Origin of the sequence: Streptomonospora litoralis (assembly GCF_004323735.1) — a bacterium.
Classification (GTDB): Bacteria; Actinomycetota; Actinomycetes; order Streptosporangiales; family Streptosporangiaceae; genus Streptomonospora; species Streptomonospora litoralis.
The window spans coordinates 3,177,521-3,191,051 of the sequence record NZ_CP036455.1; the positions used below are offsets into that span (position 1 = coordinate 3,177,521).

The 13,531-nt window shown below is 73.9% G+C and carries 12 protein-coding genes; 5 read left to right on the forward strand and 7 right to left on the reverse strand.

Annotated features, from left to right (window positions below; genetic code table 11):
• Positions 1-247: 247 nt before the first annotated feature.
• Positions 248-685 (forward strand): hypothetical protein, encoded by a 438-nt coding sequence (locus EKD16_RS13655; protein ID WP_207391296.1) that lies wholly within the window; start codon positions 248-250, stop codon positions 683-685.
• An 83-nt stretch (positions 686-768) separates the two neighbouring features.
• On the opposite strand, the gene EKD16_RS13660 is transcribed toward EKD16_RS13655, so the two are convergent.
• Entirely contained in the window at positions 769-2,364 is a 1,596-nt protein-coding gene (locus tag EKD16_RS13660; protein ID WP_131098737.1) for a glycoside hydrolase family 10 protein, read from the reverse strand.
• Between the two features lie 209 nt (positions 2,365-2,573).
• Between EKD16_RS13660 and EKD16_RS13665 the strand changes: the two genes are divergently transcribed.
• Entirely contained in the window at positions 2,574-3,857 is a 1,284-nt protein-coding gene (locus EKD16_RS13665) for an isochorismate synthase (protein ID WP_394347272.1), read from the forward strand.
• A 61-nt stretch (positions 3,858-3,918) separates the two neighbouring features.
• Here the strand turns inward: EKD16_RS13665 and EKD16_RS13670 are convergent, their stop codons facing one another.
• From EKD16_RS13670 to menB, 4 genes are all read right to left on the reverse strand, one after another.
• Positions 3,919-4,701, reverse strand: coding sequence for a cupin domain-containing protein (locus EKD16_RS13670; RefSeq protein ID WP_131098739.1), 783 nt, complete (start codon positions 4,699-4,701; stop codon positions 3,919-3,921).
• 82 nt (positions 4,702-4,783) lie between these two features.
• Positions 4,784-6,514 carry a 2-succinyl-5-enolpyruvyl-6-hydroxy-3-cyclohexene-1-carboxylic-acid synthase gene (menD, locus tag EKD16_RS13675; protein WP_131098740.1) on the reverse strand — a complete coding sequence of 577 codons (1,731 nt, stop codon included), beginning with the start codon at positions 6,512-6,514 and terminating at the stop codon, positions 4,784-4,786.
• Between the two features lie 357 nt (positions 6,515-6,871).
• Positions 6,872-7,882 (reverse strand): o-succinylbenzoate synthase, encoded by a 1,011-nt coding sequence (locus EKD16_RS13680; protein WP_341351831.1) that lies wholly within the window; start codon positions 7,880-7,882, stop codon positions 6,872-6,874.
• Between the two features lie 25 nt (positions 7,883-7,907).
• On the reverse strand, positions 7,908-8,762 hold the full coding sequence (menB, locus tag EKD16_RS13685) for a 1,4-dihydroxy-2-naphthoyl-CoA synthase (RefSeq protein WP_131098741.1): 855 nt from the start codon (positions 8,760-8,762) through the stop codon (positions 7,908-7,910).
• A 256-nt stretch (positions 8,763-9,018) separates the two neighbouring features.
• Between menB and EKD16_RS13690 the strand changes: the two genes are divergently transcribed.
• The 3 genes from EKD16_RS13690 (at position 9,019) to EKD16_RS13700 (ending at position 12,582) form a co-directional block, all read left to right on the forward strand.
• On the forward strand, positions 9,019-10,185 hold the full coding sequence (locus EKD16_RS13690; RefSeq protein WP_207391569.1) for an AMP-binding protein: 1,167 nt from the start codon (positions 9,019-9,021) through the stop codon (positions 10,183-10,185).
• Positions 10,186-10,571: 386 nt separating this feature from the next.
• Positions 10,572-11,903, forward strand: a complete 1,332-nt coding sequence (locus EKD16_RS13695) for an RNA polymerase sigma factor (RefSeq protein WP_131098743.1) — start codon at positions 10,572-10,574, stop codon at positions 11,901-11,903.
• Positions 11,904-12,171: 268 nt separating this feature from the next.
• Entirely contained in the window at positions 12,172-12,582 is a 411-nt protein-coding gene (locus tag EKD16_RS13700; protein ID WP_131098744.1) for a hypothetical protein, read from the forward strand.
• A 21-nt stretch (positions 12,583-12,603) separates the two neighbouring features.
• Here the strand turns inward: EKD16_RS13700 and EKD16_RS13705 are convergent, their stop codons facing one another.
• The gene (locus tag EKD16_RS13705) at positions 12,604-12,966 is read right to left on the reverse strand and encodes a GntR family transcriptional regulator (protein WP_131098745.1); all 363 of its coding nucleotides are present in this window, start codon (positions 12,964-12,966) and stop codon (positions 12,604-12,606) included.
• Between the two features lie 96 nt (positions 12,967-13,062).
• On the reverse strand, positions 13,063-13,452 hold the full coding sequence (locus EKD16_RS13710) for a hypothetical protein (protein WP_131098746.1): 390 nt from the start codon (positions 13,450-13,452) through the stop codon (positions 13,063-13,065).
• Between the last annotated feature and the right edge of the window lie 79 nt (positions 13,453-13,531).

The window sequence follows — 13,531 nt, forward strand, 5'->3', positions numbered from 1 at the left end:
GCGGACGAGCGGCTACCGGTCACAGCCGCTCCTCCTTATAAGTCTCTAACCCCGTGTCCTCCGCGCAGTCGTGCGCGTAACGATTTCGTGTCCGAATACGAGATTCGCGGAGGAAGTGGGCGCGCGTGCTCCTGCCGCGGCGGCGCTGCGCCCCGCACAGGGGCCGATCCGGCGCACCTGCGACGCGGGCGTAGGGTCGAAGGCGCGCGCCGCGCAGCACTCGAAACCGGCCAGACGGGAGCCTCCCATGTCCGACGCGACCACCGGAGCAGCCGCCGAGGCGCCCCCGTCGCGCAGTGCGGCCCGCCGGGCCGGGTGGGTGGCGCTGCGGCTCTTCCCCCGGGTGATGGGCGGGATCACGGTCGTCTACGCGGTCCTGGTGCTGGTGGCTCCCGCGACGATGCTCGCGCCGATGGGTCTGGCGCCCGGCGAAGCGGGCATGGACGCCCTCGCCCGCGCCATGCTGGTCCGCGATCTCGCCTGCGGTGCGGCCATGGTCCTGGTGCCGGCGGGGTGGCCGCTGCTGACGGCGATCGCGGTGCGCGTGGCCTCCGACTTCGGCGACGCCCTCGTGCTAGGGCTGAGCCTGCCCGATCCCGGCGCGCGGCTCTCGGCCGTGCTCGCGGCCGGCGGGTTCGGGACGCTGTGCGCGCTGAGCGCGCTCGGCGCGCAGCGCAGCAGGTGATCCGGGTTCGCGGGCGCCTCCGCGGCAGTAACCGTTGCGGCTGACTGCGGTCGTCACAAGGCCCTGTGCCCCTCGCTTGGGGCCTATCCGGACGTGAGCCGGGCGGCGGGTCCGGGGGCGCTCTCGGCGCGGTAGTCGTCCAGGGCGGTCACGTGGTAGCGGACGGGGCCCTCGCCGGGGTCGGTGTCGGTGAAGGCGGGCCGATCGTCGCCGGCGCCGGTGACGGCGACCAGGTGCCGGGCGTCGGCCAGGTCGCAGGCGTCGCGCCCTTCGCCGGGCACGCGGTAGACGGCGTAGAAGCGGGCGTCGGGCACGCCCTGCCACCGCAGGCGCACGGTGTCGTCGGATCCGCGCTCGGCGGTCAGGTCGGTGACGGGCTCGGGCGGGCGGTTGGCGCCGTCGGCGGTCGGCGGGAGGGCGGGGCGCCGGTAGTGTTGCTCGCCGACCGTCTGCATGGCCTCCTCGGCGCGCCCGGTCAGATCGCTGATGGAGAAGTACACGTCGCCGCCGACCTCGCTGTGCTCGGCGTTGAGGTCCAGTTGGCGCGAGAGCGCGTCAGCGCCGCGGAAGCCCTCCTCGCCGACCCGGTAGGCGGCCTGGCCGATGTAGAGGTCGACGCCGCTGCCGGACACGAGTTCGGACCACCAGGGCACGAGCTTCGCGTAGTCGGCGATGCCGTAGCCGCGCGGCCAGTAGAGCTGGGGGACGACGTAGTCGACGGTGCCCTGCCGTACCCAGGCGCGGGTGTCGGCGAACTGGGCGCTGTAGGACTCCAGGCCCTCGGTGTCGGAACCGGCCGGGTGGCTGTCGTCGTTGCGCCAGATACCGAAGGGCGAGATGCCGAACCGCACCCAGGGCTTGGTGTCCTGGATGCGCTCGTGGATCTCGGCCACGAGGGTGTCGACGTTGTGGCGGCGCCAGGCGGCGCGGCTGTCGAAGCCGTCGCCGTGGCGCCGGAAGCTGCGGTCGTCGTCGAACTCCTCCCCCTCGGCCGGATAGGGGTAGAAGTAGTCGTCGAAGTGCACGCCGTCGATGTCGTAGCGCCGGACGACGTCGAGGACGACGTCGCCGACCCATTCGCGCACATCGGGGTTGCCGGGGTCCAGATAGCCCTCGTCGCCGTATTCGATCAGCCAGCCCGGGTTCCGCTTCGCGGGGTGGTCGTCGGCGAGGTTCTCCAGGTCGGGGTCCTGCCATCCGACCCGGTAGGGGTTGAACCAGGCGTGCAGTTCGATGCCGCGCCGGTGGGCCTCGCGAACGGCGAACTTCAGCGGGTCGTAGCCGGGGTCGCCGCCCTGCTCGCCGGTGAGGTAGCGCGCCCAGGGCTCCATGTCGGACTCGTAGACGGCGTCGGCGGTGGGGCGCACGTGCAGGAAAACCGCGTTGAGCCCCATACCGGAGGCGCGGTCGAGCATCTTGCGCAGCTCGGTGCGCTGCTTCTGCTCACTCAGGCCCGGCCGGGAGGGCCAGTCGATGTTGCGCACGGTGGCGATCCAGGCGCCGCGCAGCTGCCGTTTCGGGTACGCGGGGTCGCCGGCGCAGTCCTCGGGGACGGGCCGGGTGCCGCGCGCTTGAGGCGAAGCGGTCTCCTGGCCGGGACCGGGGGGCGACCACGGTACGCAGGCGCCGAGCAGCGGCACCGTCGCGACCAGGGCCACAGCGCCGAGCAGACGTCGCATTTACCCGTTTACCTCCCGGCCGATACTCGTATATGGCATTCCGGAAAAGGATAAGCGGCCGCGGGCACCCGCGCGTCCGGTCCGGCGGAATCCGTCGAGTGGAGCGCCGCACAAACAGTGCCCGTGGCGCGTCATGGCGGCGGACAGACGGCGGGCGGCGGGTCGGTCGCCGTCCTGGCCGGGATTTCGGACTCCTAAGATGGGCGGTTGTGACCACCGCCCCACACGACCCGGCAGACCTGCCGGCCCTGACAGTGCGCACCGTGCCGCTGGCCGGGGCCCCCGACCTGATCGCGCGCCTGGGCCCGGCCGCCCCGATGGCCTGGCTGCGCCGCGGCGAGGGCCTGGTCGGCTGGGGCGAGGCGGCACGGCTGGAGTTCCCGGCGGAGTCGGCACCCGAGGGCACCGGCCGCTTCGCCGGCGCGGCCCGGGCCCTGGACGCGCTGCGGGCGCGCGCCCGGGTGCTCGACGAGGTCGGCGCACCCGGCACCGGCCCGGTGGCCTTCGGCGGATTCACGTTCGACCCGCGCTCGGGCGGCTCGGTGCTCGTCGTGCCGCGCGTGGTCGTCGGCTACCGCGGCGGCCGCGCCTGGGTCACCACCGCCGCCCGCGGCGGCGAAGAGCAGCCGGCCGAGGCGCCGGACGCCATCGCCGAAGGACCGCCGCCCGCACCCGTGGGTCCGCTGGACTGGCAGGCGGGCTCGCTCAGCGCCGGGGAGTGGGGCGCGGCCGTGGGACGGGCCGTGGAGCGGATTCGAGGCGCGGAGCTGGACAAGGTCGTCATGGCCCGCGACGTGATCGCCCGCGCCCGCGCCCCGATCGACGTGCGCACCCTGCTGGGGCGGCTGGCCCGAAGCTACCCCGACTGCTACACGTTCTCGGTGGCGGGGATGGTGGGGGCCACACCGGAGCTGCTGCTGCGCCGCGAGGGCGACGAGGTCGAGTCGCTGGTGCTGGCCGGCACCCGGCCGCGCGCCGCCGACCCCGGCGAGGACGCCCGACTGGGCCGCGAACTCCAGGAGTCCGCCAAGGACCGCGAGGAGCACCGCTACGCGATCGACTCGCTGCGCGCCACGCTGGCCCCGCTGTGCGCGTCGGTGGAGGCGCCCGAGCGGCCCCGCCTGCTCCGGCTGGCCAACGTCCAGCACCTCGCCTCCCCCGCCCGGGCCCGCCTGCTGCCCGGCGCCTCGACTCTGGATGCGGTGGCGGCCCTGCACCCCACCGCGGCGGTCGGGGGCTCCCCCACCGGCGCGGCGATGCGGATGATCCGCGAACTCGAGGGCATGGACCGGAGCCGCTACGCCGGGCCGGTGGGCTGGATCGACGGCGACGGCAACGGCGAGTGGGGCATCGCGCTGCGCTGCGCCCTCGTCGAGGGCGCCCGCGCGCGGCTGTTCGCCGGCTGCGGCATCGTCGCCGGGTCCGAACCGGCGGCCGAGGTCGCCGAGTCCGAGTCCAAACTGCAGGTGATGCGCGCGGCGCTGACCGATTGAACCGTACCGCTCGTCGGGCGCCCGCCGCGCCTGCGACTGCGGCGGCCTTTCGCCCGCGGTCCTACTCGGCGACCTCGAAGTCGGCGAAGTCGAATCCGGGCGAGACGAAGCAGCTCACCAGCGCCTCCTGGGAGGTCAGCGGGCGCGCCGCTTGCCAGGTGCCCGCCGGGACCACCGACTGCAGGCTGTGCCCCGCCTCGATGTGCGGCCCCAGGATCGTCCAGGAGTCGGCCTCGGGCCGCTCCCCGGTGCCGCCGAAGGACAGCTTCAGCGGACCGCCGAGGTTGTACACCCACACCTCGTCGGAGCGCACCCGGTGCCAGCGCGAGCGCTCGCCGGGGTTGAGCAGGAAGTGGATGCCGGTGGCGGTGGCGCGCGGGCCGGGGTAGCCCTCCGGGTGCACCTCGGCGCCGGCGGTCCAGGTCTGGCGGAACCAGCCGCCTTCGGGGTGGGGCAGCAGGTCCAGCCGCTCGGCGGTGGCGCCGCGCTGCTCCACCGCGACGTACGCGCCCTGCGGGTCGCGGCGCAGGTAGCGCACGCCGATCACCGCATCGCGCGGGACGGGCCCGTAGATGTGGGGGAACAGCGCGTCCTGGGCCACCCCCGGCGGCGGGGCGGGCGCGGGGGCCTCCCAGCGGACCTCGGCATCCAGCCGGCCGGTGTCGATTATCAGCACCAGTTGGGGTTCGGCGGCCTCGGCGTAGACCGCGTTCGCCACCGCCAGCACGGTAGCGTCGTCCGGCGAGGCGTGTACGAACCCCTCGCTGTACAGGGACTCCGGCGCGATCGGGCCCTCACCGTCGCGCCAGGTGCTCACACCCGTCATGTGCCGCAGGTACCGCATAGCCGCACAAGCTAGCAGGCCGTCGCGCCGCCGGTGCGGCCGGGGCGCCCGGTACCGCCGCGCTTCGAGCGGCGCGGCCGGATCAGAGCGCCAGCGCGGCGTCGACGGCCTCCTGCAGGCTGCGGCGCAGCCCCGCGGATTCGGTGCGGCCGGTGCGCACCTCGACGATGCGCAGCCCTTCGCCCAGCAGCGCCTTGGGCAGATCCGAGGCCCACTCCAGACGCGTGTAGCCGAGGTCGCCCGTGTGGGCCACCCGCTCCATCGACACCCCGTGCGGGGTGCCGAACAGCCGCTCGAAGCGGGGGTGGCCCGCCTGCTCCAGCCCGGAGAAGATACCGCCGCCGTCGTTGTTGACCACCACGACGGCCAGATCCGGGCGCTCTTCGCCGGGCCCCAGCAGCAGGCCGTTCTGGTCGTGCAGCACGGCGAGGTCCCCCAGCAGTGCGCACGCCCGCCCGCCGCCGGCGCCCTGGTGGGCCAGCGCCGCACCCACGGCCGCCGAAACGGTGCCGTCGATGCCGCTCACCCCCCGGTTGCCGATGATCCTTGCGCCGCAGCGCGGGCTCATCGCGGCGTCCAGGTCGCGGATGGGCATGCTCGAACCGGCGAACAGCAGCGAGCCGTTGGGCAGTTGGGCGGCCAGGTCGCGGGCCAGCCGCACCTCGCTCAGCGCCTCCTCCGCGTCGAGGACGCCGTCGACGGCGGCGCGCGCCCGGCGCTCGGCCTCCTGCCAGGAGCGCGCCCAGTCGGTGCCGGGATCGGCCCCGGCCGGGGCGGCCACCGCCGGCGCGACGTCGGTGGCGGTGCGCACCGGGTCGGCGAAGCACCGCGGCGTGCCCACCGCCACGTGCCGGCGAGCGCGCCGGAGGTAGTCCAGCAGCTGGCGGGAAAGCCCGGGCCGGCCCGCGGTGACGACCAACTCGGGCTCGTGGTCGGCGACGAACCGCGGCGAGGCCAGCAGGTGGCGGTAAGCCGAGACCGCGTCGGCGCGGCGCGCGTTCGACGTCGGCTCGGCCAGCAGCGGCCAGCCCGTCCGGGCCGCCAGCGCGAGGTAGGGGATCGGGTCGTAGTCGCCGTCGCCGCAGACGATCGCGCCGCGTTCGACCGCCGGCAGCTCCATCGGCGCGGGCTCCTGCGGCGGGGCCTGCCGCTCGATCCACGGTCGGCCCGATTCGCGCCCGGTCAGCGGCTCGGGCCAGCCGGCGGGGTCGGCGAGTGCGGCCGCCGCGTGGTCACCGTTGGCCTCGGGCCCCCCTTCGTCCGGATCGGCCAGCGGGTGCTCGGGCACCAGCGGGTCGCGGAAGGCGAGGTTGAGGTGTACCGGCCCCGGCCGGCCGGTCTCGGCCGCCGCCCATGCGCGGCAGGCCAGCGAACGCCAGTAGGCGGTCATTCCCGGCACCGCCTCGGGGGTGCCCACCTCGGTGAACGACCGCACCGCGGAGCCGAAGAGGCCGATCTGGTCGACGGTCTGGTTGGCGCCGGTGCCGCGCAGTTCGGGAGGGCGGTCGGCGGTGAGGACCAGCAGCGGCACCCCGCTCTCGTCGGCCTCCAGCACAGCGGGGTGGAAGTTGGCCGCCGCGGTGCCCGAGGTGCACACGAGCGCGACGGGGCTGCGGCGGGTGCGGGCCAGGCCCACCGCGAGAAAGGCCGCCGACCGCTCGTCGATGCGGACGTGCACCCGGATCCCGGGATGGGCGTCCAGGGCCAGCGCCAGCGGTGTCGAGCGCGACCCCGGCGCGACGACGGCCTCGCCCAGCCCGCATCGGGCCAGTTCGTCGACGAGAACGCGCGCCAGAGCGGTAGACGGGTTCATTCGGTCTCTCTAGTTCGAACAGCGTGTGTACAAGTATCCGCGGCGCCCGCGGTGCGGACGGCCCGCCCCCGTGGTGCCTCCCGCTGCGGCCACCGCGGTGCCGTCGGCGGGCGGTCCGGGCAGGTCAACGGGAAGGCAGCGGGGACCCAACCTCTGCCCTGCAACGGCCGATGGCGCGGTAATCGTCCCGGGACGCCGATAGATCCCCTGGAATGTGACCTGAATCGCCTTCAGCATGTGGCCGGAACCGGTGAATGCGCTCGGCGCGGCTTTCCCCCTCCCGACGTCGCGGCGCGCCCGCCTCCTGTGACACCTACCCGCTCTCACGCATTCAACCGATGCGGCGGAAAAAGAGGGTCAACGATCGGCTCCGGGCTCGCCGCCCGCGGAGGCGTCGCCCCGTCCGCCCCGGGCCGGTCCGGGCGGCGCGAAGCGGCGCGCGGCCTCGGCGCGGCGCAGCCACGGCCGGGCGTCGGCCTCCACACCGGCGAGGCGGGCCTCGTCGACCCGGGGCCGGCGCACCGGCAGGAAGCCCTCCTGCGGCAGCAGCGGATCGGCGGTGACGTCGCCGGTGAGCAGGTGCATGGTGGCCAGTCCGCAGGCGTAGGGCAGCTCGGGCAGCGCCGCGGCCAGGGCGACCCCGGCGGCCAGCCCCACCGACGTCTCCACGGCGCTGGAGACCACCACCGGCAGCCCGCAGGCCTCCGCGACCTCCAGCGCGGCGCGCACCCCGCCCAGCGGCTGCACCTTCAGCACCACGATGTCGGCGGCCCCCGCGGCGCGCACCCGCAGCGGGTCCTCCGCGCGGCGCACGGACTCGTCGGCGGCCACGGGAACCTCGCTGCGGCGCCGCACCCGGGCCAGCTCCTCCAGAGTGGCGCAGGGCTGCTCCGCGTACTCCAGCTCGAACCGGGACAATTCGCTCAGCATCCGCACGGCGGTGTCGACGTCCCAGGCGCCGTTGGCGTCGATGCGCACCCGCCCCGCGGGACCGATGGCGTCGCGCACGGCCTCGACCCGCGCGATGTCGTCGGCGGCCTCCTGCCCCGCCTCGGCGACCTTCACCTTCGCGGTGGAGCAGCCGGCACCGGCGACGATGCGGGCCGCCTCCTTGGGGCCGACCGCGGGCACCGTGGCGTTGACCGGGACGCGATCGCGCACGGGATCGGGCCAACCCAGCTCGGCGGCCTCGCGGCAAGCCGCCCACCACCGGGCGCACTCGCGCGGCGGGTACTCGGGAAACGGTGAGAACTCGCCCCATCCGGCGGGGCCGCTCACCAGCAGCCCCTCGCGCACCCGCAGCCCGCGGAAGCGGGTGCGCATCGGAACGGCGAACGCGCGCGCCTCGCCGAGCTCGCTACGGCCCAAGTCCCCTCCCGCCGGACGCTGTCGTCTACGGCCGGCGCGGGAAGCGGTCGAACTCCGGGCGCCGCTTCTCCTTGAACGCCTCGCGGCCCTCCTGGGCCTCCTCGCTCATGTAGTAGAGCATGGTCGCGTCGCCGGCGAACTGCTGCATGCCCGCCGCGCCGTCGCTGACCGTGTTGATGGCCCCCTTGACCATGCGCAGGGCCAGCGGGGACTTCTCCAGCATCTCCCGCGCCCAGGTCACCGTCTCCTCCTCCAGGCGCTCCAGCGGGACGACGGTGTTGACCAGCCCCATCTCGCGCGCCTCTTCGGCGGAGTACTGGCGGCACAGGTACCAGATCTCGCGCGCCTTCTTCAGCCCGACCGTCTGGGCCAGCAGCCACGAGCCGTAGCCCCCGTCGAAGGAGCCGACCTTGGGGCCGGTCTGGCCGAACCTGGCGTTGTCGGCGGCGATGGTCAGGTCGCAGCAGACGTGCAGCACGTGTCCGCCGCCGATGGCGTATCCGGCGACCATGCAGACGACGGGCTTGGGCAGACGGCGGATCTGCACCTGCAGGTCGAGCACGTTGAGCCGGCCGATGCCCTGGCGGGCCACAGGGTCGTCCGCAGCGCCTACATAGCCATCGTCGCCGCGGATCTTCTGATCACCGCCGGAGCAGAACGCCTGGTCTCCGGCGCCGGTGAAGATGATGACGCCGACCTCGGAGTCGTCACGGGCGGCGTTGAAGGCGTCCTGGAGCTCGAAGAGCGTCTGCGGCCGGAAGGCGTTGCGCCGCTCGGGCCGGTTGATCGTGATCTTGGCGATCCCTTCGGCGGTCTCGTAGATGATGTCGGCGTACTCGCCCGACCGCTGCCAATTCACGCCACTCACGACTGCCGTCATCTCCTTCGCTGCGTCATCCGGCTGAAGTCGAGGGATCGGCCGCCGGGCTGAATGCCGGAAAGGCCCGCATGCGGGGCCGAACCCGTCGCAGGCCAACCCTAATCGGTTCGGCGCCCGCCGACGCACGCCCCACCTCCTTGTTCGCTGCCCGCGCGTCCGCCGGGGGCGGCGCCCCGCCCACCCGCCCGGCGTCGAAGACCGCGTCGGGGCGGCGCTAGCCTTGGCTGGCGTGGCGAACCGACCGCTGCAGGCGGTGATGGGCCTGGAGCCCGCGCAGCTGACCGACCTGCTCCACGACTCCCTGCAGGGCCGCGGCCCCGCGCTGCTGCCGCTCGACCCCGACCTGCCGCGGCCCCGTCTGGAGGCCGTGCTGGAGGCGATGCGGCCCGCGTCGCTGCGCACGCCCGAGGCCACCACCTCGCTGGCCGGAGCGCACGGCACGGGCGAGGACGTCGCCCTGACCATCGCCACCTCCGGCTCCACCGGCGCTCCCAAGGGCGTGGAGCTGTCCTCCCCGGCGCTGCTGGCCTCGACCCGCGCCTCCCTGCGGCGGATCGGCGCCGACAGCGGCGACCGGTGGCTGTGCGTACTGCCGCACGCCCACATCTCGGGCCTGCTGGTACTCATCCGGGCACTGGCCGCGGGGACCGACCCCCTGGTGCAGCCCTTCGAGACCGAGTCCGCGATGCGCACCGCCGAGCGCCACCGCCCGCACGTGTCCCTGGTGCCCACCCAGCTGCACCGGCTGGTGGCCGCCGGTGCCGACCTGTCCCGCTTCGGCACCATCCTGGTAGGCGGTGCGGCCGCCCACGAGGGCCTGCTGGACGCCGCCCGAGCCGCCGGCGGCCGGGTCGTCACGACCTACGGCATGAGCGAGACCTGCGGCGGCTGCGTCTACGACGGGGAGCCGCTGCAGGACGTCCGGGTGCGCCTCGATCCGGACGGCCGGATCCTGCTGGGCGGGCCCGTCCTCTTCGCCGGGTACCGACTGGCCCCCGAGACGACCGCGGAGCACCTGGTGCACTCCTCGGGCACGAGGTGGCTGCGCACCGGCGACCTGGGGCGCTTCGACGGCGACGGCCGCCTCGTGGTGCGCGGCCGGGCCGACGACGTCGTCAACACCGGCGGGCACAAGGTGGTCGCCGGCGAGGTGGCCGCGCTGCTGGCCGGCATGGACTCCGTGGCCGAGGCCGCGGTGGTGGGCCGTCCCGACCCCGAGTGGGGCGAGCGCGTGACGGCGGTGGTCGTGCCCGCCGATCCCGCGTCCCCGCCCGGCCTGGAGGAGGTGCGGGCCCGGGTCGGCGCGCACCTGCCCCGCTACGCCGCTCCGCGGGAACTGGAGATCCGCTCCCGCCTACCCTTGCTGACCTCGGGAAAGATCGACCTGTTGGCGCTACGCAGGGGCGCCGCCGAGCGCGATTGACGCGGCCGCGCATGGGCAGGAGGATCAGTGACCGCGATCTTTCGGTAACGGATCAGCCGATGGGGGAACTTCGCACGCCGGACAGGCGTCTACCAAGGCACCGAAATCCCTACTCCCCCTGTGAAGGAGGTCGGCGGTGCGGACGAGTCGACTCCGCCCCGGCGGGGGGCGATGCGCCGCTTCGGGCCGGGGGCGTTCGACCCGCTCATACCCGCGCAGCGGGCCGATCCGCGCCGTATTCGACCGTGACCTAGACCACGTCCCGCGAGATCTAATCGAGACCGGGAACATTTGACTCTCTGACACGTTAGACATAGTGGCGTGCGAACACGGCGGGCTCCTTACCGCCACGCGCCTGACGTCTTGGAAGGGAGGGAGGTGCCTTCATGTCGCGCACTGCCCTAGCCACTTCTCCCACGGTGGCGGAGACCGCAGACGGCAAGGATGTCGCGTCCGCGTCGCTGGACGAGCTGATCACTCGGGGGCGCTCCCAGGGACACCTGTCCCTTGCGGAGCTCCGGGCCGCGTTCTCCGCGGCCGGCATCAGCCCGGCCGACGGGCGCTCCATCCTGCGCGAACTCGCCGACGCCGGTGTGCGGCTCGCCAACGGGGGCGGCGATGCCGGAGCGGTGGAGTCCGTCGACGCCGACGCCGAGGACGAGGCGCTCGAGGAGGCGCTCGACACCGCACCCCAGCAGGCTCCCGAGGCCACAGCCGAGGATACCGAAGCGGTGAGCCCACCCGCCGCCGAACCGGAAGGCCCCGAGGCCGACCTCGACGACCAGTCCCCGGCGATGGGCGACTCCGTCCACACTTACCTCAAGGCGATCGGTCGGCGCCAGCTCCTCACCGCCGAGGAGGAGGTCGACCTCGCCAAGCGGATCGAGGCCGGGCTCTACGCCGAGTACCGCCTGGGCACCATCGAGGAGTCCCCCGGCCCCGAGGAGCTCAGCGAGAACGACCACGCGGACCTCACCGAGATCGCCGAGGACGGCCGACGCGCCAAGCAGCACATGCTGGAGGCCAACCTCCGGCTGGTGGTCTCGGTCGCCAAGAAGTACAGCGACCGCGGGATGTCTCTGCTGGACGTCGTGCAGGAGGGCAATCTCGGGCTGATCCGGGCCGTGGAGAAGTTCGACTACACCAAGGGCTTCAAGTTCTCCACCTACGCCATGTGGTGGATCCGCCAGGCCATACAGCGCGGCTTCGCCGACTCGGCCCGCACCATCCGGCTGCCCGTGCACGTCCTGGAGCTGCTCAGCAAGGTGAGCCGCCTGGAGCGGGACATGCACCAGAGTCTGGGCCGCGAGCCCACGCCGGAGGAGCTGGCCAAGGAGCTGGACAAGACCCCGTCGCAGATCGAGGAGCTGCTGCGGGTCACCCGCCAGCCGATCAGCCTGGACTCCACCATCGGCGAGGACGGCGAGACCCGCATCGGCGACCTCATCGAGGACATCGACGCCTCGGAGGCCTCCGAGGTGGTCGACCGCCAGCTGATGGCCGATCAGCTGCGCCGGGCGCTGGAGGACCTCGAACCGCGCGAGGCGACGATCATGTCGCTGCGGTTCGGGCTGATGGACGGGCGTCCGCGGACGCTGGACGAGATCGGCAAGCATCTCGGCCTGACCCGCGAGCGCATCCGCCAGCTGGAGAAGCAGTCGCTGTCGAAGCTGCGCCACCCGAGCCGGGCCCAGCAGCTGCTCGACTTCGCGAGCTGACGGGGCGGCGGTTCCATCCGCCGCCCTGGTCGGCCCGCGGGCGGCGACCGATGCGGCCGCCCACAATCCGATACCGGCTCTGACCCCGTGCCCGCCGTTGTGCGGGCACGGGGTCTTTTCGCGCCCGGTACCCCCAGCTACCCGGCGCCGCTCGCGGCTCTGCGGGCACCGGGGGCGCCCCCGAGCCGCGCACGGGGACCCCCTGAAGTTCCCCGGAGATGCCCCTCGGCGGGCGGACAGCGCCCGTCCGCGGCGTCACAATGTGAGCATGCCTGACGAATCCTCCACCGCCCGCCCCGGCTCCGACGCACCCGCCGCGGCACCGAACGCGCGCTCGGCCGGAGCCGACCTCGCCGCGTCGCTCCAGGCGTCGCGCGAGCTCGGTCCCGACTACGACGAGGCCATCGCCGCGGCCATCGTGGAGCGGCTCGACCACACCGTCGAGGAACGCGTCCGCAACCAGCTCTCCGCGGCCGGCATCGACCCGCGGAACCCGGCCAAACCGGCCCAGCCGTCCGACCAGTGGTGGGGCAAGTGGGTGATGGGCCTGCTGTCCATGTGCCTGGTGATCCCGCTCTCCGCCATCGGCGGCTCCTTCATGGGACCGGCCGGCGTCATCATGGCCTGGGCGGGCGTCATCGTGCTCTACGTGGCCACCATGGTCGCCGGCCGCCGCTGACCGGCCCCGGCGGCAGCCGCCTCAGCCGCGCAGTGCGGCGCGGACGATGTCCAGCGCCTCGGTGCGATCCAGCCCCAGCCTGGCGATCACATCGGCGTAGCTGCGGGCGGCCGCCACCGCCTCGGCGCGCTGGGCGTCGCCGTCGGCGGCGATGTAGGTACCGGAGCGGCCGCGGGTCTCGACGACCCCGGCCTGCTCCAGCTCGCGGTAGGCCCGCGCCACCGTGTTCACGGCGACGGAGAGCGTCTCGGCCAGTGCGCGCACGGTCGGCAGCTTGTAGCCGACCGGAAGTTCGCCCTTGGCGGCGGCGTTGGCCACTGCGGCCCGTATCTGCTCATACGGGGGAACCTTCGACGTCGGGTCGATGCGGATCGCGTCCGGCATCCTCGCCCCCACTCCCTGTAACCTGCGGTGCCTGCGGCGTGCGCGCGAACGCCTCTTTTCGATACTCCCACTTGAGAGGCGAGCGACGCACGTCCCTCAGACCGCGGCAGGATTGCGCGGTAGGCGCTCGACGCCGTGGAGCCGGTGGTCCTCGCGCGCGGTCAGCAGCCGCTCGGCGGTCTCGGTGGCCCGGCGGACCTCGGGGGTGGCCAGCCGCTTGCGGCGGAAGATGCCGTCGGTGTACCCGCGCGCGCCGATCAGCACCCGCTCGCGGGCGTAGGCGGCGCGCATCGCCTCGGTCAGCGCCGTATCCAGGGCGACGCCGCGCCGGTGCAGCTCGTGGAAGTCGGCGTCGGCGCGCTGTGCCTCGGTGAGCCGCTCCTCGGCGTCGGCGACCGCCCGGACCAGCTCCGGCAGCCGCTCCGCTGCGCTCTGGTCCTCGGCATAGCGCTTACGCGCGGCGTCGTCGGGCTTCCGCTTCGCCATGTTCACTCCCGGGATGTGCTGGTGTGCGGGGGATTCGGTCGAGGGTATCGGCACGTCCCACTCTAGAGGCGGCAAGATC